Consider the following 23,209-nt stretch of genomic DNA (forward strand, 5'->3'; position numbering starts at 1 on the left):
CACAACGACCTGAGAGGCGAGGACGTTGTGGCTCTGGTTTCGGGTCAGATAAAGGGGAGCATGCGCTGATAGCGCCCTGCATACGCCTTGAAGCCCAGCTTTTCAAACAGGGCGATAGAGCGGACGTTATCTGCATCGATATCTGCGGTGAGGCAGGTGACCCCCAATGTGCTGGCATGGGCGAACAGCAATCCCAGCGCTTCCGACATAAACCCTCTGCGCCAATAGGCCGCATTGAGCAGGCAACCGACCTCACAGCAGCGACCCGCCTCGCTAAAACTGTGCAGGCCGCAGGTGCCGATCACCTTGTTGCCCTCCCGCTCGACAATCGCCCACTCCAGCGACTCACCGGTTTGTTCCAGCCGCACCACGCTTGCCATCATCTGCGCCACCATGGCGGGTGAGGTAAAGCAGGGATCAGAGGCAAACTCCATGGTCAATGGATTGCCATAAATCTCGAACAGATCGGCAGCATCCTGCGGGTCAATGGTGCGCAGCACAATCCGTGTGCTGGTTAAGTCTGGCTTCATAAATCTCCTTTGGATGTGTTACGCCAGCAAAGCCACAGGTGAATAAAGAGGCCATCTGAAAGTCGGTACCTAAAGGCAACGGGGGCTATCACGACATATTGTGACCGCGAACGTCCGATTACGCTTCGCTAATCGAACTTACGGGCTGTAGCTTCGTCTCAGCAAATCAGAGGAGGCCACAACAATACCGTGCCCGTCGGTGGCTAAGTGGGCTCGCTACGCGGCACTCAAAATGGTGGGGGTCCCAATTCCCTTGTCTCTCATCGAAGCCCAAATTCTGCAATTAACGATGGACGACGAGATAACAAACGTTCCAAATGGCTTTCTGGCCACATTTCTATTCTTAAGCCACTATCAGACTGATTATGTCTTTCGACTAAAGCTACAGCATCAGAAGTAAATCTTCCCGAAGTAGCGATTACGTGAATATCAACTTTTGGAGGCTCCCAAAGTTTCATTTGTTCTTTAAGCTCTGCTATATCAGATACAGAAACACTTTTTGACAACCAGTGCTTACATTGAATAATTGTTCGATGCCGGAACACACCGCTAAGAGGGTCGTTATGAACTCTTAATACGGATAAATCTCTTCCTCTATCAGGAGCGTTAGTTTTCATCAGCCACTCGGGGTTTTCATAGCCTTTTTCAGAAGAGATCAGAGCAAATATTACTCTCTCAAAATCATCTGGAGAGAGCTTTTCCCATTTAAGCTGTACAACAATGGGGCCTGTAGGCTTGCTAGATACTAAACTGCCAAGATCGTCTATTTCGACAGGTATGGGCTCTTTCTCTCCGTACAGTGACTTTCTAATGCCACTTTTTACGCTCGGCCAGTCATGATTAATGATATCTTGAAGATCTCCGAGTAACCCGAAATGTAAGTGTCGGTGCAGGTCTGTCCATCTACTAGGGCGAGGCTCACTGCCCAGTAACGTATCAATTTCAGCAATATGAGACTTTAAATCATCAAAGCTAGAGCGGGTAACGGCTTCATTGACTTCAGATTTACCTTCGAGCTCAATTGCGAGATCTCTAAGTCTTCATCTATGCTATCAATAGCCGATTGAAGTGCATCTCGCACTAACTCACGCCTCTTACGATCGAACTTATGCCTATATTCGCGAATTAACTTGGCTGGTTCGTATATCTGATTCTCAACCGAAATTTGGCACTCTATTTCGCCAACTTCCATTGCATCAAGTCTGTTCTGTCCTATCTCATTCAAGTTCATCAAGTAAATTTTTGGTTTCCAACCATCGATTTTGGGGAGACAGGACAAAACATTTTCGAAATCTCTGCAATTATTCTCATAGCCAGAATCGTCTAGAAACGCCACTCCGCTAGGAATTATTGATTCCATTTCTATCCAGATTTTTTCAAGCTTTACTAGGTTTGCTTCTGCTGTTTCAAAAATTCTCAACGCAGCATTTAACGGGCTTTCTGTCATAAATTTACTCGGGTTTAAATTGAGGGATAACGCCGCATTCAGCGGCTTGTCCGCTGCAATGCTTTGTTATGGATGTACAATCCGATACATCCCTGTCTTTTCTAAAAAATCAGTTCCTATCAGATAAGGCCTATGATATCCCGACTTAGCACTTTTTTCCTGAGTTGGATCAACGAGCATTATGCATTTGTGGGCAGGATGTAGGCCTCGCTTGAAAAGGAGATCGGCATGTGCCTCTGCAGTACAGTCTAAAATCGTACCATCTGTAAGGGTCAGCCAAACATGAGCCTTAATGTCTCCATCAATACTCGGCTTCTCAAGTTTACGTTCTATAGAATCTTTAGACATCTCACAATAGACGTAATCATCCCAATATCTATCACCTATCGTGATAAAGCTTTCAATGTTCATGTCGCTTTTAAGATGAGACATTAGCATTAAATGTACAGGCGCACATTGCCCAGCTAAATCTTCTGAATTTTGATAACCATAGTGGTATAATGCATCACCACATAGTTGAAAAATATCTTGCATGGTTGAACGTTCAATCTTTTCACCTAGCGGGATCGGAGATTTTTCAATCTTCAATCCTAAGCTGCGCGTGTAGTCGACCGCATTTATTAATCTTTCTATATAATTCAAGTCTTTCAATCCTTTATTGGTAACCATTTAGCGCTCAGAATCCATAACAGTGATTAGATGGAAGGCGGTACTAATCCGTTAGCAGAGAATTCCATATAACTCCGTAACATTTTCATCGCCACCAAGTGAAAATCATTATTAACTCATAATGTTACCCGTTTGCTTCTCATGCTGGGAGTATTCGCTTGACTTCCTCTTTATGCTCCACGGTGACCACTGTATGAAAAAACAGTACATGGGTTGCGGATAGAAAGCGCCGCCAAAGCACGCTTGCTTGAGCAGGTCAGAAATAAAAATGAGGTCGTCACCATTTTGAGTGGGTCGAAGGCAACTCTCGCTTATCCATTCCATCCGGCATGGCTACCGCCCCTGAATTTCAGCCTCCAGTCTGCTGCGTTTCACCAACGGGATGGGGTTGGCATGGCTCATGGGAGACTCCGACGAGGCAATTGTTGCCAAATGGCAATATTAACCATGGCGCTGTGGAGAGAAAGCTCAATATTGAGATTTTCTGTGCAAGATCAATAAATTAATCAAATGTCACCCACGATTGATGACGCGCCGAGATAGCGTGAACAACCATTCTTGAGCTATCGCCATAGAATATTCATGGTTATATCTGGCTTGAACCAGCATAAAACTCTTTGTTATTGTCCGCGCTCCCCGCTGAAATAGCTTATTTATCTATAAATCAACAAGATAGCATTATGTGGTGGCGTTGCGGGGGCATCTGCTATCGGGAAGGAGAGTTATGAAGTCGCAGTTCAAAGTGGCGCTGGTCATGTTGGCCCTGTTCGTCGTCCAAGGCTGCACAGCCCCGGATTCATCCACCAAGCGTAATGCACCCGGCCCGGTGCTGACAGTGCATTACGAAAGCACCCCCCTGATCCCCGTTACCATCGCAGGTGAGCAGTACCAGTTTTTGCTCGATACCGGGGCCAGTATCACCTTTATCGATCGTCGTCTGGCCAGCCGCTTCAAGGCGCTGACCTTAAGCGAATTGCCCAGGGCCTATCAGGCTGATTTTGCCAGTGTAAGCAGCGTTTCGAGCCAACTGGGCAGCGAGCAGCTTGGCTTTGTTGAGCCGCAACCCTTCTCGCTAGGGTCGGTCACCATTGATGACAGCGATCTGTGGGCAACTATTGATTTCGATCTCTTCTCCCAGTCTCTTGGCAGCCGTATCGATGGCATCCTCGGGATCGACACCATCCGCCGTTTCAACTGGGTGTTTGATCGCGACAAGCATCAACTCACTGCTTCGCTGACGGCACCGTCGGCTGCCACGTTCGAGCGTTGCATCGGCTATGAAGATAGCTACAACCGCTCCCCGGCAGTCTATCTGACCCACGGCGAGAGCAGCGTGCGCATGTATCTGGATACCGGGGCCGATCAGAGCTATGCCGATCATGCCTTTATCGACTTTATGGCCAGTCAGAAGGCGAGCTCTGGCGAAGATGCCACGCCACGCAAAGGGGTGGACGCCAGCGGTATGGTGGAGGGGCGTGACCATATCCTCACCGGCCTGCACTTTGATGAGCGCCAGCTCGGTGAACTGCGCGTGTCGGAAAACAGCAATGAGCAGTATGGTCTGGGGCTGGATTTTGTTAACCGCTTCAATCGCTTTGCGATCATGCCCGGGCGGATGATGTTCTGCTACGACGCCGACAGCCTGGCGCGCAAAGTGCCGCCAGTCCTGCGCAATATCGGGGTGCGTTTTGATGGCGAGCATCTGCAGGTCTACTACAGCGACGAACGGGATCTTGCCCCCTATGGTCTGGCCAACGGCGACATTCTGGAGCAGGTCAACGGGGTGGCTTATCGCCCCCTCGAGATCGACAAGGTGCGTGAACTGCTCAGCACCGGCAAGCCGGGGTCGCTCAAGTTGCGGATTGTGCGGGAAGGAAAACCGCTGGATATCGCCATCTAGTCAAGGTGGGGGCGGCAAGACGAGCCGCCCCCATGAGCCTCAGCCCTTGGTCGGATTTTCCATGCAGGTGAGGGTTGGCTGGCCGTAACGCTCCAGCGTGGCTTCATCCCCTTTGGTGAAGAAGGTGAGGTTTTGCCCTTCATAACGGGCGCCGCTGGCGCTGGGGGCTTCATAGGCGAGCACTTGTTGCTGCTTGTCGCCCTCGCTCAGGTTGATCACCGCGGCGGGCAGCTTGGCATCGTTATAGAAGTAGGTGGAGAGAGTGACGTTCTTGCCGCACTTGTAGTTGACCGGTGCCGGCACCATCAGCTGGCCGCCGCTGATCTGCAGCTCGGTGATCCGCAGCAGGTAGTTATCCTCCACACACTGGCGCAGATCCAGCCCCTTCCAGCAGTCGTTGCGACCCTTGATCCAGCCGCGCTGCATGGCGCGCTCTGTCTTGAGCTGTTCGGGAGAGAGCGCAGCAATCGCCTTGGGGTAGAGGGCCGCCAGTTCATTATCAAGGGCGGCCAGTCCGGCATCCTTGCAGATCAGGGTTTCGACCGACCCGGAGGCTTTGGTGCAGTCAAAGGAGGGGGTTGCGGCACTGGCGAGCGGAGGGGCAAACAGCAGGGTGGCAAGCAAGGTCTTGTTCATCGATAGATTCCAGCAATGAGGAGGGCATATCTGCCTACTACAGCACACTCTACAGGGCAATGCAGCAGGGGAGCCGAGCCCACTTGCACTGCTGAATGGCAGCCAAACGGAAAAACCCGACACTCCTGGCCGGAATGTCGGGTTTTTTGTGGCCGCGATAGAGGGGGAGGCGGCTTGCCCGGTTGATCAGGCCAGCGCCAGTTGCTGACTGCGGGCGCGCCACAGCCGCTCGTGGAAGAAGAACACCACGGTGTTGATGGCCGGTTCGATCATCGCCATCACGCCGCCGGTGAGCAGCTCGCCGCTCAGCAGGAAGGCAACCCCGAAGGCCACCGAGAAGTGGACCACCGCGAAGCTGCTGGTCTTGGCCTGCAGGCTGTGATTTGGCTTGAGCTTGTGCCAGCCAAGGTCATGAAAGTAGAAGGCGACCGTGTTGACGGCGGGCTCGATCAGGGCGATCAGGCTGGCGGTCAGCAGCTCACCGGTCAGCAGGTAGGCCACGGTAAAGGCGACACCGAAGTGCAGGATGGCAAAGCTGATGGTCTTTTTCATGATGGCGGCTCCCTCTGTTGATGATGAGAGTATCCGCCGAAATGAGATTAAATGAAAACTATTCTCATCTATTGCCAGGATAGAGAGAACCTATCAACGGGCGAGTGGCCGGTGCGCTTCAGCGGTTGCCAATCGCAACCAAGGCGATAAAGTACAGCTTCTTCACACTTGCCCATGAAAAAGGATCTTTCATGAATATCAATGCCACCCTGCTTGGCCAGTTCATTGCGTTGTTGATGGTCATCGTCGGCGTTATCGCCTGGCGACTGGCGCGCCGCAAGAGCGAGCATCCGGCGCTGGTCACTGTTATCTGCTCCCTACTCTGCCTGTTTCCGCCCTTTGGCCTGCTGGCCCTGTTGCTGGTTGCGCTGAAACAGGATCTGCCCGCCCGTTCATAGGGCGCGCAGGTTCAGGCTGCCGCACACACCGGCCGCACCAATAGAAAAAGCCCCGTGATGGGGCTTTTGCTTTTGAACTCGGTGAGCGCCGTAGGGGCGGGGTATTAATCCTCGGCCTTGTTGAGCCACTCCACCTTGTACTGGGCGCCTGCACCCTGCGCCAGCTTGGCGCACAGCGGTTTCAGGAACGCTTCAATCTGCTCGTCCAGCATCCAGGGCGGGCTGATGATCAGCATGCCTGAGCCGTTCATGCCCCAGTCGGCAGTCTGCCCGGCCACTTCCAGCTCGGCCACCAGCACGTTGCCGAAGTTTTCGCGCTTGATGGCGCGCAGCATGTCGCGGGATTTGTCCGCCTCCTGCCCGAGGATCGGATACCAGAGGGCGTAGATTCCGGTCGCCCAGCGTTTTTGCGCCTTTTTCAGGGTATCGACCACGGCGAAGTAATCTTCTTTGAGCTCATAGGGCGGATCGATCAGCACCAGCCCGCGACGCGGGGTCGGCGGCAGCAGGGCGATCAGCCCCTCGAAGCCGTCACGGTGGTGGACGGCGACGCGAGGGTCGTAACCCATGTTGGCGCGCAGATCGTCCACTTCGTTGTTGTGCAGCTCCATCAGCGCCAGCTTGTCCTGCTCGCGGGTGAGGCGACGGGAGAGCTCCGGCGAGCCGGGGTAGTAGTGCAGCTGGCCATCGCTGTTCATCTCGTCGATGACCCCGAGATAGGGGGCCATGGCAGACCACTGGGCCCGCTCGTCCCACAGGCGGCCGATGCCGTCGGCATACTCGGCCTTCTTCTGCGACCAGTCGCCGCGCAGGTCGTAGAGACCGCCACCGGCATGGGTGTCCAGCACGATGAAGGGTTTCTCCTTCTTCTTGAGGGACTCGATGATCAGGGCCTGAACGGCGTGTTTCAGCACGTCGGCATGGTTGCCGGCGTGAAAGGCGTGGCGGTAGCTCAGCATATTAGATCTCTGAGGGGGCCCTGCTGGGCACCCAGTAACGATAGATAGTTCAACAAATTGCGGCTGTTGCCGCGAAACAGGGAGAGGCTGCGCAGGGTCTGCAACAGGACGCCCTGTTGCAGCCGCTCCAGCTCCAGCTCGTGGGCCAGCATCGACTGATACTGCTGCTCGTCGAGTCGCGTCTTGGCGCTCTGGCGCAGGGCGCGCCACGGGGTCAGCACCGCCTCGGTCTGCACCAGCGCCGGTTGCAGGTCGGTGAGATCGACCACGATGCCGAGTTGATCGAGCCGGTGCAGCAGCAGCGCCAGATTGACGTTGCCCCCCTGCTCCTGCACGGTGAGCCAATCCTGGCTGCGCTCACCATAGACCTTGCCGCTCCAGTGCCAGAAGCCGATCGGTGTCGGCAATTCGTGGACCGCGACCCGCTCGCTGGCCATCAGCTGTTCGTCACGCAAAGAAGGCTTGCTCCATGGTTTCCAGCTCTTCGGAGAGGCTCATCCACTCCAGCTCAACTTCTTCCAGCTGCTCCTTGAGGGGGCCCTGGGATTTGAGCAGCTCGGAGAGCTTGGTTTTAGCGCTCTCTTCGTAGATGGCGGGGTCGGCCAGTTGGCTCTCGATGTCGCCAAGCTTGCCTTGCAGCTTCTCCATGCTCGTTTCGAGCTTTTCCAGCTTCTGGCGCAGGGGACGGGTCGCTTGCCGAAACTCCGCCTCGCGCCGTTTCTGATCCTTGCGCGCTACCGCCGAGTTGGCAGAGACGGGGCCATCGGCCGGTTTGGCGTTGGCCTCTTTCTCCTGCTCGCCGAGCCACTTGTGGTAGTCGTCCAGATCGCCGTCGAACGGCTCGACCCGGCCACCGTGCACCAGATAGAAGTCATCAGTGGTGGTGCGCAGCAGGTGACGGTCGTGGGAGACCACCACCATGGCCCCTTCGAAGCCTTGCAGCGCCATGGTGAGGGCGTGGCGCATCTCCAGATCCAGGTGGTTGGTCGGTTCATCGAGCAGCAAGAGGTTGGGCTTTTGCCAGGTGATCAGCGCCAGCACCAGCCGCGCTTTTTCGCCGCCAGAGAAGGGGGCTACTTTGTCGAGCGCCTTGTCACCGTGAAAACCGAAGCTGCCCAGATAGTTGCGCAGCTCCTGCTCGGTCTTGTCCGGCGCGAGGCGGGCCAGATGATCGAGCGGGGAGTCGTCGAGACGCAGGGTCTCCAGCTGATGCTGAGCGAAGTAGCCGATGCTCACCCCGGCGCTCACTTCGAGCTTGCCGGAGAGCGGCGGGTTGGAGCCCGACAGCATCTTGATAAAGGTGGACTTACCGGCGCCGTTGCGACCGAGCAGACCGATGCGCGAACCCGGTACCAGATTGAGTTTGATCTTCTCCAAGATCACCTTGTCGCCGTAACCGGCACTGAGGTTTTCCATGGCAATGAGCGGGGTCGGCAGGGCCGACGGCTCGCGAAACTCGAAGCTGAACTCGGAGTCGGCGTGAGCGGGCAGGATCTTCTCCATCCGCTCCATCGCTTTCAGGCGGCTCTGGGCCTGACGGGCCTTGGAGGCCTTGTAGCGGAAGCGGTCCACATACGCCTGCATGTGGGACATCTCCCGCTGCTGCTTCTCGTACATGGACTGCTGCTGGGCCAGCTGTTCGGCGCGCTGCAGTTCGAAGTCGGAGTAGCCGCCGGTGTATTCGTTGAGCTTGCCGTTCTCGATATGGATGATGCGGCTGATGACCGAATCGAGGAAATCGCGATCGTGAGAGATGAGCACCAGCGTGCCTTGATAACCCTTGAGCCACTTCTCCAGCCAGATGACGGCATCGAGATCCAGGTGGTTGGTCGGTTCATCGAGCAGCAGCAGATCGGAGCGGCAGAGCAGCGCCTGGGCGAGGTTCAGACGCATGCGCCAGCCACCGGAGAAACTGCGTACCGGCGAGCTCAGCTGCTCGTCGCTGAAACCGAGGCCGTGCAGCAGTTCGGCGGCGCGGGCGCGAATGCTGTAGGCGCCGATGGTATCGAGGCGACCGTGCAGCTCGGCCACCAGCAGCCCATTGTCATCCTGCTCGGCTTGCACCAGCTGGGCCTCCAGCGAGCGGAACTCCTTGTCGCCATCGATCACATACTCGAGGGCGGAGCAGTCGAGCGCCGGGGTCTCCTGCGCGACGCCTGCGATCTGCCAGCCAGCGGGCAGGCTGAAGGTGCCGCTGTCGATGGCCAGCTCGCCCCGTACCAGTGCAAAAAAGGTGGACTTGCCACAGCCGTTTTTGCCCACCAGACCCACTTTGTGGCCGGGGTGAATGGTGGCGGAGGCGTTGTCCAGCAGCTTGCGGCCGCCGCGGATCAGTTCGATTTGACTGGCAACTATCATGGGTGGGATCTGCTTGCTCAAAATGGAGGAGAAAAACTGGCGCGGATCTTACGTGAAATGACGCTGATTTGCACTGTAGCGAAGGGCTGGCCACTGGCTGGCGCTGCAAAAACATGCCATAACAGAGAAACCAGTTTGGTTACGGGAGGTTAGCATGCATATCAGGGATATTATGACGACCCGGGTCGCCACCGTTTCAATGGATGATCGACTCCGAGTCATCAGGGATATCTTCGAGCAGGCACACTTTCGCCACCTGCTGGTACTGGAGGAGGGGGATCTGGTGGGGGTCATTTCGGATCGGGATCTGTTCCGCGCCATCAGCCCCTATCTCGACTCCGAAGCCGAGATGAGTCGCGATACCGAAACCCTCAACAAGCGGGCCCACCAGATCATGAGTCGTCAGCTCGTCACCATCGCACCCCATCTCACCGTGCGCGACGGCGTCAAGCTGATGCTGGAGAAGGGGGTCTCCTGCCTGCCGGTGCTGGAGAATGGCGCCCTGGTCGGCATCATCAGCTGGAAAGATTTTCTCAAGGCGGCGCTGGAGAGTGACGCGCTGGTTTGAGCCCAACACTCATCGTCATCAGCTGACAGAGAACCAATATAGAGAGAGGGGAGCCAAGGCTCCCCTCTCTCTATATTGGCTTTGCCGACAATGCCGGTTTGCACGCTGCTTGCATCATCATGGCTCGGGCTGCCCTGCGACAAGACAGGAGGGGCCGCTGCCGGAGAGGTGCGGCTGAAGATGAGTGCGGATCTCCTGCAGGGTGCGCTGGTACTGCCGGGCATGCTGATCGAGAAACGCGGGGCTGTGCTTGAGGCGCCGCTCCAGGGTATCGACCAGCAGCGCCACCCTAGGAGCGGCCATACCCGCAGGCCAGCAGTGTTGCAGCAGCTCCAGCAGTTGCCAGGCATCGCCCGGCAGGGCGGGGAACTCCTCCAGCAGCTGCAAGCCCGCTTGCAGGGCTGTCTGATACTGGCTGGCCTGCATCGCCTTGTGGCGCAGCTGGCGCAGTTCGCTCAGCCGCTGCTCTCTCGCCGTCAGGCGTTGGCCCAGCTCGGCCACCAGATGGTGGAACAGCTGGCGGGTGAGCGGGTGGGGCGCCACCCTGACGCGGTATTGGGTCAGCTGGGTCAGGTAGCGCTGGGCGTGGTGGGGCAAACCGCAGAACTGGCTGACCGCAAAGCCGAGCAGCAGGGTGAGGTGGTTGTCGCTCCCCTCATCCGGCTGGTGGTGGGCAATCAGGATCAGCGCCTCGTCAAATCGGTAATCCAGCCCCAGCATCAACGCCTGCAGCAGCTCATATTCGTGGAGTTGCAGGTGGACGGTGCGTTTGAGGTGCTCCCACTCCTGTTGCAGGGAGCGGATCCGGTTGCCGGAGGGGGCGTGCCACAGCACCGCCAGACTGGCATTGAGCATGAAGCTGTCGATGGCGAGCCGGACGCGCTGCTCGCTGAAGTGGCGCAGGGTCAGGCTGTTGGCCTGCTCCAGCACCTTCTCCTCATCCTGCAGCACCAGCCCGAGCAACATCGCCAGCTGATGCCAGCGCGGCTGATGGGGACGGATCTGCAGCAGCTCTCCCATGGTCTCCCAGGCCGCCAGCCAGTAATGCTGATGCAGCTGGCTGGCGAGTTGCAGCTCCAGCCGGGTGGCCATCGAGACGCTGGCCTGATGGCGCTGCAAGTCGGTCTGGGCGCTTTGTAATTTGCCGAGCCCCAGCATGGCGTAGAAGAGCCCGGCCCTTGGCCAGCTCGCCTGATACTCGTTGGCACAGAGGGCATAGTGCTGGGCGGCGGTGATCCGCTCGGTCGATTGCAGCAGCAGGTAGCCCTTGAGCCGATCCAGCCAGGGGGTCAGCGAGCGATTCACCCGTTGAAACAGCAGGTCTTCACAGAGGGCGGTAGCCAGTTGCCACTCCCGCAGCAGAATGGGGGCGGCCAGCGTGCGGGTCAGGTTGCTTAACTTCACCAGCTGGCCGAGCACTGCGGTGAGCTGCTGGGTCATGAAGGGGAGGGGTAGATAGAGGGAGAAGTAGAGATCCGAGGGGAGAAACTCCTGCTCGCTCTGATCGGCATCGAGCAGCAGCAATACGCAACCGGGTTGCAGCAGGCCGAGATAGTGCGCTTCGTGCAGCAGCCGGGCTCCGTCAAGATCCTGCTGCTTGTCCTGCTGACAGATGATGGCGTCGAAGGCGTGCTGTTGCAGCAGGGCCAGCAGGCCGCTGCGCTCGTGGTTTGGATGGCTGTGGTAGTGGATCCGGTCGGCGGGTACCCCCTGTTCGGTCAGTTCCCGGGTGATGGCGCTACGGAGCAGGGGATCCTCTTCGAGCAGCAGTATCGTCATGCAGGTACTTCCTGTGAGCAAACCATTAGGTTGATTATGGTAGACCCAAGAGGAACATAGGCACAGCACTCGCTGAGTGAAAAGCTGACAGTAGCCAGCAGGGTGCTGGAGGGCGCACTATGGGCTGTTATTTCAATCGGTTATGTAATCGCTCAGGCCCGCGACCTGCTATTGCCGAGGGCGGATCTGTGTCCCGAAGGGGCAGTCGCTCTGGCGGAGCAGCCGCGACCCCTTGCCCTGTTCCCCCAGCCAGCTTAATTCCAGTTTGCCGAGGCGGCCCAGATGGCGCAGCTCGAACTCGTAGCGCTGGCAGAGGTTGTCCTGAGGTAGGCTCGCCATCCCCGCTGGCAGTCGGTATTGATAGCGAAGGAGTGGCCCATCCTCCAGCTTGCTGGCCACCGGCACCAGCCCCTCTGGGGTGGGCAGCGGCGCCCCGAGCGCACGGCGCAAACTGAGCGGGGCATCGATCGCCTTTTGATAGTGCAAGCCGTTCATCGCCGCCAGCTCCTCTTCCAGTCGTTGCAACTCCCCTTCCAGTCCATTGAGCGCGGCCCCTAGCTGCTGGTGGGTCGTTGACGAGGCGCAGCCACCCAGCAACAGGGTGGCAAGCAACAGGGCGGCTCTGATGGGGGGCACGGCATCTCCTTGGCTATGACGATGAAGCGTGAAGGTCAGGTCGGCTGGCCCTGACTATAGCAGGGGATTGCTGGGGGGCGTCCCCTGCAGCAGTTGGGCCAGACGGGCCAGCCCTTCGCCGACCCGGGCGTCGGTGGCGGGTTGGCTCAGGCTCAGGCGCACCCCTTGCGGAGCGGCAAACTGACCGGCGGCGAAGTGTTCCCCGCTCGCCACGCCAACGTCAAGGGCGTCGGCGGCGGCAGCAAACTGCTGGCTGCGCCAGGGCTCCGGCAGCGGCAGCCAGGCGTGCATGCTGCCCGGCTGCCAGCGGGCGGCGGGCAGCAGGTGGCGCAGCAGTTCGCCACGGCGCTTGAGGATCTCCCGCTGCTGCTCGACCAGCGGCATGATCTGGCGCTGACTGACCATTTTGCAGGCGAGCTCGATCAGCAGCGGGCTCACCATCCAGCTCGACAGCCGCATGGTCTGGGCGAAGGCGCTGCGCAGGGCGGGGGGCGTCAGCACGAAGCCCACCCGCAGACCGCCGCAGGCGATCTTGGCCAGACTACCCAGATAGATGACCCGCTCCGGCGCCAGATTGACCAGAGGGATCACAGGTTGCTGGGGCAGCAGGCCGTTGACGTCATCCTCGATGATCAGCAGATCGTGGCGACGGGCGATGGCGACGATGGCCTCCCGCCGCGCCAGACTCATGATGGCGGTGGTGGGGTTTTGCAGGGTTGGCGTGAGGTAGAGCAGCTTGGCCCGGCGGGTACGGCAGGCGGCGTCCAGCGCCTCGGGCAGCAGCCCCTCCTCATCCATCGCCAGTCCCACCACCTGATTCTTCAGTTGGCGAGCGTTACCCAGCATACCGGGGTAGCTCAGCCCCTCGCACAGGATGGTCTCCCCCACGCAGCCGGTCGCCAGCAGCGCCAGCATGATGCCGTGCTGGGCGCCGTGGCTGAACAGCAGGCGATCCTCACTGCAGGCCACCCCTTGCTCCGCCAGCCAGTTGACGAACTGCTGGCGCTGATCCGGTCGTCCCGCCTCCTTGTCGTAGCCGAGCAGGGCGTTGAGATCCCCGTCCGCCACTTCCCCCAACATGGGGCGAATGATGGCCGCCCGATCCAGCTGTACCGGCAGGTTCTGCCACAGCTCGATGCGGTGCCCCTCCTCCTGGCGGATCACCCACTCATTGGCGGGATCTGTGTTCGCTCCCTTGACCCAGGTGCCGTGGCCCACCCGGGCGGCCAGCAGGCCGCGCCGCTCCGCCTCGCTGTAGGCGCGGGTGACGGTGCCGACGGTGACACCCAGACGATCCGCCAGGGAGCGGTGGGTAGGCAATCGGGTCTGCGGTGGCAGCTCGCCATTCGCGATCCCCTGTTCGATCGCTTTGACCAGCTTGAGGTAGAGGGGGCCATCGAAGGCTGCAAGGTCGGGTGTCCAGATTGTCATGGTGACAATAAATCCATTGATCAAAACTTGTTGTCAATATAGCGTGAATTTCAACCTGATAACAACCAAATAGCACACATTGTATCGATACAATGTGACAAACAAGGAGTCACAATATGACGATGGAGTGGTATGTCACCCTGTTCGGTTTTGCCGTACTCACCTGCGGTACGCCGGGGCCCAACAACCTGATGCTGACGGCCTCCGGCGCCAACTTCGGGGTGCGTCGCACCCTGCCACATCTGCTCGGGGTCGGATTGGGGCAGCCGGTGCTGCAACTGGTGCTGGCGCTGGGGCTCTATCCGCTGTTCGAGCGCTGGCCCTTGCTGCGGCTCGGTTTGCAGATCTTCGGTAGCCTCTATCTGCTCTGGCTGGCGTGGCGTATCGCGGTGGCCGGGGCGCCGGGGGATCCGGCCCGGCGCGCCCGTCCGCTAACCATGCTGGAGGGGCTGGGCTTTCAGTTCCTCAATCCCAAGGCGTGGATGATGGGGATCTCCGCCATCAGTCTGTTCAGCCTGCCCGGCGCCAGTTACTGGTCGAGTCAGCTGGCGGTGATGGTCATGTTTGTGCTGGTGGCCCTGCCGGTCTGCTTTGTCTGGGTACTGTTCGGCCATGAGCTGAGCAACTGGATCAGCTCGGATCGGGGCTGGCGGCGACTCAACGGTTCTCTCGGTCTGCTGACGGCGCTCTGTGTGGTGATGCTCTGGTATTGAGCCGTGTTGCGCTGGAGGGGGAGGTGGTCGTGAAAGAGGCATTTCTGACTTGTCGCCACGGGGTTGGCTCTGCATATTAGAAGGCTTTCCCCATAACGGGGGCGTTGCATCGACAAGAGGTTGAGATGGATCTGAACTGGTTACTGCCCCTCGCGGGGTTTGCTCTGGTTACCTGCGGCACGCCGGGGCCCAACAATATGTTGCTCACCAGCGCTGGGGCGGCGCAGGGGTTTCGCCGCACGATTCCCCTGCTGGTAGGGGTGGTGGGGGGGATCAATCTGATGATCCTCGCTACCGCGCTGGGGCTTGGCGTGGTGTTCGAGAAGGTGCCGCTGCTGCACGACGGCCTCAAGCTTATCGGCTCGGCCTATCTGCTCTGGCTGGCGTGGAAGGTGGCGACCGCCAGCGGCCCGGCCGAGGGCAACAGGCCGCTCATTCCCGCCCATCAGGGGGCCATGCTGCAACTGCTCAACCCCAAGGCGTGGATGATGGCGCTCTCCGCCATCAGCGGTTTCACTCTGGCGGGGGAGGCGTACTGGCCCTCCGCGCTCTGGGTACTGGTGATCTTCTTTATTACCGGCCTTTATACCGGGGCGTTTTGGGTGCTTTTTGGTGCCCAGGTGCGGCAAATCATTCGCACTGCCCGGGGCTGGCGGCGTTTCAATCTGGGCATGGGGCTGGCGACGGCCGCCTGTGTCGGGATGATCTGGATTTAGCCCGGGGTTGACCCGGGCCTTGACCGGCTGTCTTGTTGGCCCTGCGGGGCCTTTTTTATCTCGCCCCGTGACTTTGCCTGCAAGGTAGTGTGGTTCAGCCCTCCCTTGGGATGAAAGGAGTTCCTATGAAATGTATCGGTCTGTTGGGTGGCATGAGCTGGGAGTCCACTGTCAGTTACTATCAGGCGCTCAACCGCGGGGTGCGGGCACAGCTCGGCGGTTTGCACTCGGCGCGGGTGCTGCTCAACAGCGTCGACTTTGCCGGTATCGAGCGGTTGCAGCATGCCGGTGACTGGCCCGCTACCGCCCGCCTGCTGGCGGCGGAGGCGCGCAAGTTGCAGGATGGCGGCGCCGATTTCTTGCTGATCGGCACCAACACCATGCACAAGGTGGCGCCCGAGATTGAGGCAGCCATCGATATCCCGCTGCTCCATATCGCCGATGCTACCGCGGCCAAATTGCAGGCGGACGGGATAACCCGGGTCGGCCTGCTCGGCACCCGCTTCACCATGGAGCAGGATTTTTACAAGGGGCGCTTGCAGGATCGCTTCGGGTTGGCGGTGCTGGTACCCGATGAGGCCGGGCGGGAGCGGGTACACAGGATCATCTATGACGAGCTCTGTCTGGGGGAGATCCGTGCATCGTCGCGGGCCGAGTATCTGGCGATTATCGAGGGGCTGGCAGCCGCGGGTGCCGAGGCGGTGATCCTCGGCTGCACCGAGATTGCCCTGCTGGTGGGGGATGCCAGAGCCGCCGTGCCGCTCTACGACACCACTGCCATCAATGCCGAAGCGGCGGTCGCGCTGGCACTGGCATCCGATTAATAAACTGGTCAGATCTCACTATTCATGCTTGTCTCATACCCCTTGCCATAAAAGCGTGTAAAATTGCGCCCTGAATTTTCCCCGGCCAACGCGGGTTGGCTGCGGTTTCCTAGCATGCAAGGCTGACATTGTGACTGAAGTAGATAGATTCGCGGATATTCGCCCCTACCGCGATGAAGAAGTGCCAGCAGCCATCGAACGGCTGATCCAGGATGATGAATTTATCGGCGCCATCGCCAAGTATCGTTTCGGTTCCCTGATGAGCTGGCTGGGTTGGGCCATCCGCCCGATGATTCGCCTGTTCCTGCGCCGCAAATGGTCAAAAGTGACCACTGTGCATCAGGTTCAGATGGGGGTCACCCGGTATATGTCCCGCATGATCGCCACCTCCACCAAGGGGGTGACCTTCTCCGGGATCGAGCATCTGAAGAAAGAGCAGGGCTATCTGTTTGTCTCCAACCACAGAGACATCGCCATGGATCCGGCGTTCGTCAACTGGGGGCTGCACACCCACGGTTTCGATACCGTGCGCATCGCCATCGGTGACAACCTGCTGCGCAAACCCTGCGCCACCGAGCTGATGAAGCTCAACAAGAGCTTTATCGTCAAACGCTCCGCCAAGGGGCCGCGGGAGATGATGAAGGCGCTCGGCGAGCTGTCTGCCTATATCGGCAATTCGGTTCACGAAGGTCACTCCATCTGGATTGCCCAGAAGGAAGGACGCGCCAAGAATGGCGATGACAAGACAGATCCCGCCATCCTCAAGATGTTCTACGTCGACGGCAAGAAGCAGAAGATCGACTTCGTCGACTACATGCGCAGCCTCAATATCGTGCCGGTCAGCATCAGCTACGAGCTGGACCCGACCGACAAGGCGAAGGCGCGCGAGCTCTACGAGAAGTCGGTCAACGGCAGCTATGAGAAGGGCGAGTTCGAGGATATCGAGAGTATCGTCGCCGGTATCGTCGGCATGAAGGGGCGGGTACACGTCTCCTTCGGCGCGCCGATCACCGAGGGCTTCAGCGATCCGGACGAACTGGCCGCGCTGATCGACAAGGCGATCTGGAGCAGTTACCACCTCTTCCCCAGCAACTATCTGGCGGCCGATGTCTCCGGCAAGGCCAATACCATCGAACAGGCGGCCTTCCTGACTCGTCAGTCAGAGGTGCCGGAAGAGCACAAGGCGATCTGGCGTGCCATGTACGCCAAACCGGTAGAAAACGCCAAAAAGGCTTGAATGAAACCGGTTGTTAAACGGTTTTGCGAAAAAAACGGGCGCTGATGCGCCCGTTTTTGCGTCTGGTCAAAGTCGAGGGGGAAAGGGTGGTGAATAATATGGTTTCAGCTGGTACGATCACTATGAAAATGGGATTATGTCTCTTGGCAAGGTGCTGACGAGTGTGTAACAGTGCCCATATAGCTGAACATGAGCAAAAGCTCTAAACCGGTTTGCACGGATTGCAGACGGCATTATTGAAGGACCTGTCACAGGTCCTTTTTCATTGGCTGACAAAGATGCCGCCCAGATATACCTAACAGGAAACAGACGCCATGATCACCGGTAGCCTGAACACCCTGCAGCGGACGCCGCTGCCCGCCCCGCTGGCCCGCATCATGGCCGAGGTGGTGAAGAGCGTGGCGCACTGGGGTGATGCTCCGCTCGGCAAGACCGAGATCGATGGCCTCAACCTGTTCTGTCTGGTGAGCGAGGATCTGACCGAGCCAGCCGCGGATCGCCGTGGCGAATTCCATGAGCAGTATCTCGATATCCAGTTGCTGCTGCGCGGTGAAGAGTGGATAGGAGTGGGCCCCCACGACTACGTGAGCGACGGCGCCGACCATCCCCATCCCGACCTCTGGTTTGTCGATGACGAGCAGACCAGCTACCTGGCGCTGCAACCGGGCGATTTCGCCATCTTCTGGCCGGGCGAGCTGCACCGCCCGCTCTGTACCTTCAATCAGCCCGCCAAGGTGAAGAAGCTGGTGGTCAAGGTACACAAGGACCTGCTGGCTATCGCCTGAGCAATCCCATTGAGGTGAGCCCTGCGCAGCTGATGCGTTGAGACTCGCAAGCATTGAAACCAGTGATACGCACCACAAGTTGCGATGACTCTTTCAAGAGCAAGAATTGAAAAATTGGACGCACCCTCCTGCGACCATAAGCCCCCGGCAGGGGAATCCCATCCTCTTTTGGATGACACGACACTGTCGGCATAAAGCCGAAGCACAGGAAGATGTAGAAAATGAGCAAGTTGGTATTGATCCTTAACTGCGGTAGCTCTTCCCTGAAATTTGCCGTAATGGACGCCGAAACAGGTGAGGACATGCTGTCCGGCCTGGCCGAATGCTTCAATCTGGATGATGCACGTATCAAATGGAAACTCCACGGGGTCAAGGGCGAAGCCATGCTGGGAGCGGGTGCCGCTCACCAGGAGGCCCTCGACCATATCGTGGGTCACATCCTGCCGCAGGATCCGACTCTTGCCGAGCAACTGGTGGCCATCGGTCACCGAATCGTACACGGTGGCGAGCAGTTCTCCCGCTCCGTGCGTATCGATGACGGCGTGATCGCCGGTATCGAAGCCGCCATTCCGTTCGCCCCGCTGCACAACCCGGCGCACCTCATCGGTATTCGCGCCGCGCTGAAAGTGTTCCCGCAGCTGTCCGAGAAGAACGTGGCCGTCTTCGACACCGCCTTCCACCAGACTCTGCCGCAAGAGGCCTACCTCTATGCGCTGCCGCACAAGCTCTACCGCGAACACGGCATCCGTCGTTACGGTGCCCACGGTACTTCTCACCGCTACATCGCGGAAGAAGCCGCGAAAGAGCTGGGCAAGCCGTTGAATGAACTGAACATCATCAACTGCCACCTGGGTAACGGTGCCTCTGTCTGCGCCATCAAGAACGGCGAATCCGTTGACACCTCCATGGGTCTGACTCCGCTGGAAGGTCTGGCGATGGGTACCCGCTCCGGTGATATCGATCCGGCCGTGGTCTTCTTCATGCACGACCAGCTCGGTTACAGCGTGGAGCAGATCAACCACACCCTGACCCGTGAGTCCGGTCTGCTGGGGATGACCGAAGCGAGCAGCGACTGCCGCTACGTCACCACCAACTACGCTACCGACGCCGGTGCCAAGCGTGCGCTGGATGTCTTCACCTACCGTGTGGCCAAGTATGTCGGCGCCTATGCCGCTGCGATGGACGGTCGTCTGGACGCCGTGGTCTTTACCGGTGGTATCGGTGAGAACGCCGCCATGGTGCGCGAGATGGTGCTGAACCGTCTGGCCCTGTTCGGCTTCAAGGTGGACAAAGAGGCCAACAACGCCGCGGTACTGGGTGGCGAAGGTCGCATCACCACCGCCGACAGCCGTTGCGCCATGGTGATCCCTACCAACGAAGAGCTGGTCATCGCTCGCGATGCCCTGAGCCTGGTCTGCTAGTCAGTCAGCCTCGCTTTTAAACAACGCCCGGCCTGTGCCGGGCGTTGTCATTTCTGGCGTACGCCGATTTGACATGGGGTAGGGGAGCGGTACCCTGACCACCACTGTTTTTGCAGCCAGCGGGCTGCCCGGTTCGGGAGAGAGCAATGAAAGAGGCGTTTTTTAACTGGTTGTCGGGCCTTGGGGTGGAAGTGACCAGCCTGATGGCGCTGGTGATCGCGCTGGGCTTTATCGTCATCACCTCGTTGCTGCTGCACATGGCGCTGCACCGGGTACTGCTGGTCCGGCTGGTGGGGATCCTCGGCAAGGCCAAGCAGGTATGGCTGCCGCCCCAGCTGCAACAGCGCCTCTTCAACCGGCTCGCCTTCGTGCTGCAAGGGGCCGTGCTGCTCGGTCAGGCGGAGATCTGGCTACCCCGCCAATCGGATAGCCTGAAACTTATCGAGATGGTGGCCCAGCTCTGGATTTTGCTGTTCCTGCTGCTGGCTTTCTTCGCCCTGCTCGACTGCCTGTTGTCGGTGAGCCGTTACACCCGCCTTGGTCGGGATTTGCCCCTGCGCGGCATCTTCCAGGGGGCCAAGCTGGTAGGCAGCATTCTGGTGGGCATCCTGATGATCGCCCTGCTGCTCGGCAAGTCGCCGCTGTTCCTGTTCAGCGGTCTGGGTGCCATGACCGCAGTGCTGATGCTGGTATTCAAGGACCCTATCCTCGGGCTGGTGGCGGGGATCCAGCTCTCCGCCAACCGGATGCTGAGCGTCGGTGACTGGCTGCAGATGGACAAGTACGGCGCCGATGGCGAGGTGACCGACATCGGGCTTACTACGGTCAAGGTATCGAACTGGGACAAGACCATCACCACCATTCCCACCTATGCCCTGATCTCCGACTCTTTCAAGAACTGGCAGGGGATGACCGAGTCGGGCGGCCGTCGCATCAAGCGCAGCGTCAATATCGACATGACCAGCGTGCGTTTTCTGACGGCCGAGGAGCAGTTGCAGCTCAAGCAGGCGCAGCTGCTGGCACCCTATCTGAGCCGCAAGGAGCAGGAGCTGAGTGCCTACAACCAGCAGCTGAGCGATGCATTGAGTTGTCCCATCAACGGTCGTCACCTCACCAACCTCGGCACCCTGCGCGCCTATCTGGATGCCTACCTGCGCGCCCACCCCGGCATTCGCAAGGACATGACCCTGATGGTGCGCCAGCTGGCGCCCACGTCAGACGGTTTGCCGCTGGAAATTTACTGCTTCACCGCGACTACCGCATGGGCCGATTACGAAGGGATCCAGGCCGATATTTTCGACCATATCTTCGCCATCATTGAGCAATTTCATCTGCGGTTGCATCAATCTCCCACAGGTTACGATATGCGTGCCTGGCAACGGGGATAAACAGGGAAACCGGACGGGTCGAGGACGTGGAAAAAACCGCATATTAATCATCGACCCGTCGCCACTTGTCAGTTGAAATTTGCCGTGCAGAGGAGAAAAATGGCGGCCTTCTCTTCGCGCCCCTGATCCCCTCTTGATCAGCTGCCAGCCCAGAGACGTCACTTCAAGTCATCATCATGGGAAAGTTATGAAGCTCCTTCGCAATAGTGTGGCAACACTCTGCTACAGCCTGCTGCTGACCGCTGCGCCGGTTTTCGCTGTTGAATATGCTCTGCCTGCGGCCAACAGCCGTCTGGTAGGGGAGAATCTGGAATATGTGGTTCCGGCCGAAGAGAACGGCCAGCCGCTGGAGGCCATTGCGGCCAAATTCCAGCTGGGGCTCACCAACATGACCGAAGCCAACCCCGATGCGGATCCCCTGCTGGTACAGACCGGCGAGAAGCTGGTGATCCCCCAGCAACTGATCCTGCCGGATGCACCCCGTGAAGGGATCGTGCTGAACGTGGCCGAGATGCGCCTCTACTACTACCCCAAGGGTAAAAAAGTGGTGGAAGTGCTGCCCATCGGCATCGGCCAGCTCGGCACCGACACTCCGGAAAACTGGGTAACCAGCGTGCAGCGCAAGAAAGCGGGCCCGACCTGGACCCCAACCGCCAAGATGCATGCCGAATATGCCGCCCGTGGCGAAAGCCTGCCTGCGGTATGGCCGGCCGGCCCGGACAACCCCATGGGTCTGTTCGCCCTCTACATCGGCAAGATGTACGCCATTCACGGCACCAACGCCAACTTCGGCATCGGCCTGCGGGTGAGCCACGGCTGTGTGCGTCTGCGCAACGACGACATCGCCTACCTGTTCAAGCAGGTACCGGTCGGTACTCGCGTCCAGTTCGTCAACCAGCCGATCAAGGCCTCTCTCGAGCCCAATGGTGTCCGCTATCTGGAAGTGCATCAGCCGCTGTCGCGCAGCGAAGAGGAGTTCAACTCCAAGCTGCCGGCACCGCTGCCGATGACCCCGGCGGTGACCCGCTTCATTGCCCACGCCGACAGCGACTCCCAACTGGTGAAGCAGGCGCTGGAGCAGCGCAACGGCATGCCGATGGCGATCAACCGCTAACGGTAATCCCCGTCATGACAAAGGGCGAACAGCATGCTGTTCGCCCTTTTTGTTTCTGCTAGGTTGACTCAGCTTCGCAGCAGATTTGCCTGCAGCTCGCTGCCAAGCTGATCGAGCAGCTGATAGCGCGCCTTGTAGCTGGCCCGCTTGCGGGAGGGGATCTCCTCCAGCGTCTTGCGGGGCACCTCCAGCGGCAGGCTCATCCAGAGTTCATCCTGCACGCAACCCTGATGCTCCTGCCACAAGCCGTCGAGATCGAACTTGACCCGATCGGCGGTGCGCTTGCTGCTCTGATAGACGTGGCTTTGGGTGCGGATCCCGAGCAGGCTCTTGCACGCCAGTCCCCGGGCCAGCTCGGCGGCCATATAGACCAGCAGGGACATGGGGCGCAGCCCGCCGCACGCCTTGGTGACCAGCTTGATCTCCTCGCTCTGCCCCTTGCCGCCCTGCAGCGAGCAGATCTCGAGGGTCGGGTTCGGCGCGGGGCGCAGATTGAGGGCCATGTAATAGATCGCCGCGTCACCCAGCTTGAGGGTCAGGCTCATCTCCCCCTCTTTGCCCATGTGGGTTTGGTAATCCAGTTGCAGGGTCAGCGGTGCCGTCAGCTTGTCGCTCTGCCACTGGGCCAGCAGCAGGCCGCGCCCGCTGTAGATTGCCAGTTGTTGCGCCTTGGGCAGCTGACGTGCCAGCTGCTGGTAGTGGCCACTGATAAGTCCGGCTCGCAGGCGCTTGCTGAGCCCCTTGTGGCGATAGGGGTGGATCGGCTTTTCCAGAATATCGGGGAAGCGGCTGATCGCCTGCGCCAGCAGCGGTTGCTCCTGCTGCTGGCGATAGAGGGCGCGGGCGCCGGGATTGAGCCAGAGACGCCCCACATACTTGGCCCGTCGGATGAGATGACCCGACTCCTCCACCGGATGAAGGCGGCGGGCGAGGGTGCGCAGGTGTGACAGATGAGATGACATGGTGCCGACCTCTGACTGGTGTAATGAGACAGGGCGGGGAGTGTAGGAGCGGGGCGCTGGCTTGTAAAAAATGGATAGTAACAAAATGTGAAAACATAACGCTCAGTAGCGGCTGGCGCTGCGAGATGACCGTCACGGCCACGGCAGGAAATCTGGCGCCATCCTCTTGATGCGGCAGATGATTTG

At 59.0% G+C, this 23,209-nt stretch carries 24 protein-coding genes; 11 read left to right on the forward strand and 13 right to left on the reverse strand.

What is annotated here, in order from left to right:
* Positions 1 to 44: 44 nt before the first annotated feature.
* From ACTG2O_RS07805 to ACTG2O_RS07820, 4 genes are all read right to left on the reverse strand, one after another.
* Complete coding sequence (locus ACTG2O_RS07805; RefSeq protein ID WP_439975562.1) at positions 45 to 530, reverse strand: GNAT family N-acetyltransferase; 486 nt, start codon at positions 528 to 530, stop codon at positions 45 to 47.
* Positions 531 to 790: 260 nt separating this feature from the next.
* Positions 791 to 1,552, reverse strand: coding sequence for a restriction endonuclease (locus ACTG2O_RS07810; protein ID WP_439976650.1), 762 nt, complete (start codon positions 1,550 to 1,552; stop codon positions 791 to 793).
* Positions 1,489 to 1,977: a hypothetical protein gene (locus ACTG2O_RS07815; RefSeq protein ID WP_439975563.1), complete on the reverse strand. Its 489-nt coding sequence runs from the start codon at positions 1,975 to 1,977 to the stop codon at positions 1,489 to 1,491. Before ACTG2O_RS07815 ends, ACTG2O_RS07810 begins: the two co-directional genes overlap by 64 nt.
* Positions 1,978 to 2,043: 66 nt before the next feature.
* Positions 2,044 to 2,646 carry a hypothetical protein gene (locus ACTG2O_RS07820; RefSeq protein ID WP_439975564.1) on the reverse strand — a complete coding sequence of 201 codons (603 nt, stop codon included), beginning with the start codon at positions 2,644 to 2,646 and terminating at the stop codon, positions 2,044 to 2,046.
* 724 nt (positions 2,647 to 3,370) lie between these two features.
* Between ACTG2O_RS07820 and ACTG2O_RS07825 the strand changes: the two genes are divergently transcribed.
* Positions 3,371 to 4,546 (forward strand): retropepsin-like aspartic protease, encoded by a 1,176-nt coding sequence (locus tag ACTG2O_RS07825; RefSeq protein WP_019445332.1) that lies wholly within the window; start codon positions 3,371 to 3,373, stop codon positions 4,544 to 4,546.
* A gap of 39 nt (positions 4,547 to 4,585) precedes the next feature.
* Here ACTG2O_RS07825 and ACTG2O_RS07830 read toward each other — a convergent pair whose 3' ends face one another.
* Positions 4,586 to 5,182, reverse strand: coding sequence for an MliC family protein (locus tag ACTG2O_RS07830; RefSeq protein WP_019445331.1), 597 nt, complete (start codon positions 5,180 to 5,182; stop codon positions 4,586 to 4,588).
* 186 nt (positions 5,183 to 5,368) lie between these two features.
* Positions 5,369 to 5,734, reverse strand: coding sequence for a DUF2061 domain-containing protein (locus ACTG2O_RS07835; protein WP_042084552.1), 366 nt, complete (start codon positions 5,732 to 5,734; stop codon positions 5,369 to 5,371).
* A 191-nt stretch (positions 5,735 to 5,925) separates the two neighbouring features.
* On the opposite strand from ACTG2O_RS07835, the gene ACTG2O_RS07840 reads away from it, so the two are divergent.
* Positions 5,926 to 6,132 (forward strand): hypothetical protein, encoded by a 207-nt coding sequence (locus ACTG2O_RS07840; protein WP_019445329.1) that lies wholly within the window; start codon positions 5,926 to 5,928, stop codon positions 6,130 to 6,132.
* 104 nt (positions 6,133 to 6,236) lie between these two features.
* Here ACTG2O_RS07840 and ACTG2O_RS07845 read toward each other — a convergent pair whose 3' ends face one another.
* From ACTG2O_RS07845 to ACTG2O_RS07855, 3 genes are read right to left on the reverse strand one after another with little or no spacing between them, the layout of a single operon-like run.
* Positions 6,237 to 7,091 (reverse strand): 23S rRNA (adenine(2030)-N(6))-methyltransferase RlmJ, encoded by an 855-nt coding sequence (locus ACTG2O_RS07845; protein ID WP_019445328.1) that lies wholly within the window; start codon positions 7,089 to 7,091, stop codon positions 6,237 to 6,239.
* Positions 7,085 to 7,546, reverse strand: coding sequence for a DUF2390 domain-containing protein (locus ACTG2O_RS07850; protein ID WP_005343337.1), 462 nt, complete (start codon positions 7,544 to 7,546; stop codon positions 7,085 to 7,087). Before ACTG2O_RS07850 ends, ACTG2O_RS07845 begins: the two co-directional genes overlap by 7 nt.
* A complete protein-coding gene (locus tag ACTG2O_RS07855) occupies positions 7,539 to 9,449 on the reverse strand; it encodes an ABC transporter ATP-binding protein (protein ID WP_019445327.1) in 1,911 nt (636 codons plus the stop codon). Before ACTG2O_RS07855 ends, ACTG2O_RS07850 begins: the two co-directional genes overlap by 8 nt.
* Positions 9,450 to 9,603: 154 nt before the next feature.
* Here ACTG2O_RS07855 and ACTG2O_RS07860 point away from each other — a divergent pair, with 154 nt between their 5' ends.
* On the forward strand, positions 9,604 to 10,017 hold the full coding sequence (locus ACTG2O_RS07860) for a CBS domain-containing protein (protein WP_019445326.1): 414 nt from the start codon (positions 9,604 to 9,606) through the stop codon (positions 10,015 to 10,017).
* Positions 10,018 to 10,134: 117 nt separating this feature from the next.
* On the opposite strand, the gene ACTG2O_RS07865 is transcribed toward ACTG2O_RS07860, so the two are convergent.
* The 3 genes from ACTG2O_RS07865 to ACTG2O_RS07875 form a co-directional block, all read right to left on the reverse strand.
* Positions 10,135 to 11,796, reverse strand: a complete 1,662-nt coding sequence (locus ACTG2O_RS07865; RefSeq protein WP_439975565.1) for a hypothetical protein — start codon at positions 11,794 to 11,796, stop codon at positions 10,135 to 10,137.
* Between the two features lie 168 nt (positions 11,797 to 11,964).
* Positions 11,965 to 12,432 carry a hypothetical protein gene (locus ACTG2O_RS07870; RefSeq protein ID WP_439975566.1) on the reverse strand — a complete coding sequence of 156 codons (468 nt, stop codon included), beginning with the start codon at positions 12,430 to 12,432 and terminating at the stop codon, positions 11,965 to 11,967.
* 54 nt (positions 12,433 to 12,486) lie between these two features.
* The gene (locus ACTG2O_RS07875; protein WP_201993039.1) at positions 12,487 to 13,863 is read right to left on the reverse strand and encodes an aminotransferase-like domain-containing protein; all 1,377 of its coding nucleotides are present in this window, start codon (positions 13,861 to 13,863) and stop codon (positions 12,487 to 12,489) included.
* A gap of 116 nt (positions 13,864 to 13,979) precedes the next feature.
* Between ACTG2O_RS07875 and ACTG2O_RS07880 the strand changes: the two genes are divergently transcribed.
* The 8 genes from ACTG2O_RS07880 (at position 13,980) to ACTG2O_RS07915 (ending at position 22,061) form a co-directional block, all read left to right on the forward strand.
* Positions 13,980 to 14,576 carry a LysE family translocator gene (locus tag ACTG2O_RS07880; protein ID WP_439975567.1) on the forward strand — a complete coding sequence of 199 codons (597 nt, stop codon included), beginning with the start codon at positions 13,980 to 13,982 and terminating at the stop codon, positions 14,574 to 14,576.
* A 125-nt stretch (positions 14,577 to 14,701) separates the two neighbouring features.
* Positions 14,702 to 15,292, forward strand: a complete 591-nt coding sequence (locus ACTG2O_RS07885) for a LysE family translocator (protein WP_005335534.1) — start codon at positions 14,702 to 14,704, stop codon at positions 15,290 to 15,292.
* A 125-nt stretch (positions 15,293 to 15,417) separates the two neighbouring features.
* Positions 15,418 to 16,116 carry an aspartate/glutamate racemase family protein gene (locus ACTG2O_RS07890; protein WP_439975568.1) on the forward strand — a complete coding sequence of 233 codons (699 nt, stop codon included), beginning with the start codon at positions 15,418 to 15,420 and terminating at the stop codon, positions 16,114 to 16,116.
* A 130-nt stretch (positions 16,117 to 16,246) separates the two neighbouring features.
* Positions 16,247 to 17,353: a 1-acyl-sn-glycerol-3-phosphate acyltransferase gene (locus ACTG2O_RS07895; protein ID WP_005362790.1), complete on the forward strand. Its 1,107-nt coding sequence runs from the start codon at positions 16,247 to 16,249 to the stop codon at positions 17,351 to 17,353.
* A gap of 314 nt (positions 17,354 to 17,667) precedes the next feature.
* Positions 17,668 to 18,138 (forward strand): YhcH/YjgK/YiaL family protein, encoded by a 471-nt coding sequence (locus ACTG2O_RS07900; RefSeq protein WP_047439443.1) that lies wholly within the window; start codon positions 17,668 to 17,670, stop codon positions 18,136 to 18,138.
* A 221-nt stretch (positions 18,139 to 18,359) separates the two neighbouring features.
* On the forward strand, positions 18,360 to 19,559 hold the full coding sequence (locus tag ACTG2O_RS07905) for an acetate kinase (RefSeq protein ID WP_005354534.1): 1,200 nt from the start codon (positions 18,360 to 18,362) through the stop codon (positions 19,557 to 19,559).
* A 146-nt stretch (positions 19,560 to 19,705) separates the two neighbouring features.
* Positions 19,706 to 20,947, forward strand: coding sequence for a mechanosensitive ion channel family protein (locus ACTG2O_RS07910; RefSeq protein WP_005335524.1), 1,242 nt, complete (start codon positions 19,706 to 19,708; stop codon positions 20,945 to 20,947).
* Between the two features lie 187 nt (positions 20,948 to 21,134).
* Positions 21,135 to 22,061 carry a L,D-transpeptidase family protein gene (locus tag ACTG2O_RS07915; protein WP_005354531.1) on the forward strand — a complete coding sequence of 309 codons (927 nt, stop codon included), beginning with the start codon at positions 21,135 to 21,137 and terminating at the stop codon, positions 22,059 to 22,061.
* Positions 22,062 to 22,129: 68 nt separating this feature from the next.
* Here ACTG2O_RS07915 and ACTG2O_RS07920 read toward each other — a convergent pair whose 3' ends face one another.
* On the reverse strand, positions 22,130 to 23,023 hold the full coding sequence (locus ACTG2O_RS07920) for a VirK/YbjX family protein (protein ID WP_439975569.1): 894 nt from the start codon (positions 23,021 to 23,023) through the stop codon (positions 22,130 to 22,132).
* Between the last annotated feature and the right edge of the window lie 186 nt (positions 23,024 to 23,209).

The sequence above is a fragment of the Aeromonas sp. 61P genome, assembly GCF_051919545.1.
GTDB classification, from domain to species: Bacteria; Pseudomonadota; Gammaproteobacteria; order Enterobacterales; family Aeromonadaceae; genus Aeromonas; species Aeromonas veronii.

What these genes read in the sequence shown, in the direction of transcription:
- ACTG2O_RS07805 (WP_439975562.1), bottom strand. Translation starts at nt 530, where the DNA reads ATGAAGCCAGACTTAACCAGCACACGGATTGTGCTGCGCACCATTGAC.
- ACTG2O_RS07815 (WP_439975563.1), bottom strand. Translation starts at nt 1,977, where the DNA reads ATGACAGAAAGCCCGTTAAATGCTGCGTTGAGAATTTTTGAAACAGCA.
- ACTG2O_RS07820 (WP_439975564.1), bottom strand. Translation starts at nt 2,646, where the DNA reads ATGGTTACCAATAAAGGATTGAAAGACTTGAATTATATAGAAAGATTA.
- ACTG2O_RS07825 (WP_019445332.1), top strand. Translation starts at nt 3,371, where the DNA reads ATGAAGTCGCAGTTCAAAGTGGCGCTGGTCATGTTGGCCCTGTTCGTC.
- ACTG2O_RS07830 (WP_019445331.1), bottom strand. Translation starts at nt 5,182, where the DNA reads ATGAACAAGACCTTGCTTGCCACCCTGCTGTTTGCCCCTCCGCTCGCC.
- ACTG2O_RS07835 (WP_042084552.1), bottom strand. Translation starts at nt 5,734, where the DNA reads ATGAAAAAGACCATCAGCTTTGCCATCCTGCACTTCGGTGTCGCCTTT.
- ACTG2O_RS07840 (WP_019445329.1), top strand. Translation starts at nt 5,926, where the DNA reads ATGAATATCAATGCCACCCTGCTTGGCCAGTTCATTGCGTTGTTGATG.
- ACTG2O_RS07845 (WP_019445328.1), bottom strand. Translation starts at nt 7,091, where the DNA reads ATGCTGAGCTACCGCCACGCCTTTCACGCCGGCAACCATGCCGACGTG.
- ACTG2O_RS07855 (WP_019445327.1), bottom strand. Translation starts at nt 9,449, where the DNA reads ATGATAGTTGCCAGTCAAATCGAACTGATCCGCGGCGGCCGCAAGCTG.
- ACTG2O_RS07860 (WP_019445326.1), top strand. Translation starts at nt 9,604, where the DNA reads ATGCATATCAGGGATATTATGACGACCCGGGTCGCCACCGTTTCAATG.
- ACTG2O_RS07865 (WP_439975565.1), bottom strand. Translation starts at nt 11,796, where the DNA reads ATGACGATACTGCTGCTCGAAGAGGATCCCCTGCTCCGTAGCGCCATC.
- ACTG2O_RS07875 (WP_201993039.1), bottom strand. Translation starts at nt 13,863, where the DNA reads ATGACAATCTGGACACCCGACCTTGCAGCCTTCGATGGCCCCCTCTAC.
- ACTG2O_RS07880 (WP_439975567.1), top strand. Translation starts at nt 13,980, where the DNA reads ATGACGATGGAGTGGTATGTCACCCTGTTCGGTTTTGCCGTACTCACC.
- ACTG2O_RS07885 (WP_005335534.1), top strand. Translation starts at nt 14,702, where the DNA reads ATGGATCTGAACTGGTTACTGCCCCTCGCGGGGTTTGCTCTGGTTACC.
- ACTG2O_RS07890 (WP_439975568.1), top strand. Translation starts at nt 15,418, where the DNA reads ATGAAATGTATCGGTCTGTTGGGTGGCATGAGCTGGGAGTCCACTGTC.
- ACTG2O_RS07900 (WP_047439443.1), top strand. Translation starts at nt 17,668, where the DNA reads ATGATCACCGGTAGCCTGAACACCCTGCAGCGGACGCCGCTGCCCGCC.
- ACTG2O_RS07905 (WP_005354534.1), top strand. Translation starts at nt 18,360, where the DNA reads ATGAGCAAGTTGGTATTGATCCTTAACTGCGGTAGCTCTTCCCTGAAA.
- ACTG2O_RS07910 (WP_005335524.1), top strand. Translation starts at nt 19,706, where the DNA reads ATGAAAGAGGCGTTTTTTAACTGGTTGTCGGGCCTTGGGGTGGAAGTG.
- ACTG2O_RS07915 (WP_005354531.1), top strand. Translation starts at nt 21,135, where the DNA reads ATGAAGCTCCTTCGCAATAGTGTGGCAACACTCTGCTACAGCCTGCTG.
- ACTG2O_RS07920 (WP_439975569.1), bottom strand. Translation starts at nt 23,023, where the DNA reads ATGTCATCTCATCTGTCACACCTGCGCACCCTCGCCCGCCGCCTTCAT.